1 protein-coding gene is annotated in these 655 nt (G+C 47.6%); it reads right to left on the reverse strand.

Annotation, left to right across the window (positions count from 1 at the left end; genetic code table 11):
* A partial coding sequence (locus tag ACS8FD_RS21460) for a 2-oxo acid dehydrogenase subunit E2 (RefSeq protein WP_439277362.1) occupies window positions 1-655 on the reverse strand: 655 nt, incomplete at both ends.

Raw genomic sequence — 655 nt, forward strand, 5'->3', positions numbered from 1 at the left:
GATAAACGATATCATCACCATCTAATGAAGCGTTAACCGCTGGGAAACGTTTTAGCGCTTCGGTAGCGGCGCGTACGAATAAAGACATAAAGCCTAGACGTACACCATGACGTTTTTCAAACTTCTCTTTATACTTAGTACGCATGTCCATCAACGGCTTCATGTTGACTTCGTTGAACGTCGTTAGCATCGCTGTATCTTGTGATGCTGACAGTAGACGCTCAGCAACACGCTTACGCAAACGTGTCATCGGTACACGTTTTTCAGTACGCTCACCTGTTGACTCAGCAACTGGACGACCGCTATCAGATTTAATAGAGCTATCAGCTTTTAGCGTAGGGCTTGCCATATCAGTCTTAGTTACTCGGCCGCCGCGACCACTGCCTTCGACTTCTTTAGGATCTACGCCACTTTCTTTGGCAGCTTTACGTACCGCTGGACTTTGATCTTTATGATCGGCTTCATCATGCGGCGCATCTGGACGACTTGGGGTATCGCCATAACCAGTTTCTTTTTGTTGTACTGGTGCAGCAGGTTGATCTGGATCTACGGCTGGCGCTTCATTAGAGCCAGCATCAGAACTGCCACTTGCGCCAGCTTCGAACTCTGCGATTAAGTCAGCTGATTCAACAGTATCATCGACTTGCTTGACGAT

The organism is Psychrobacter sp. 1U2 (assembly GCF_051847575.1).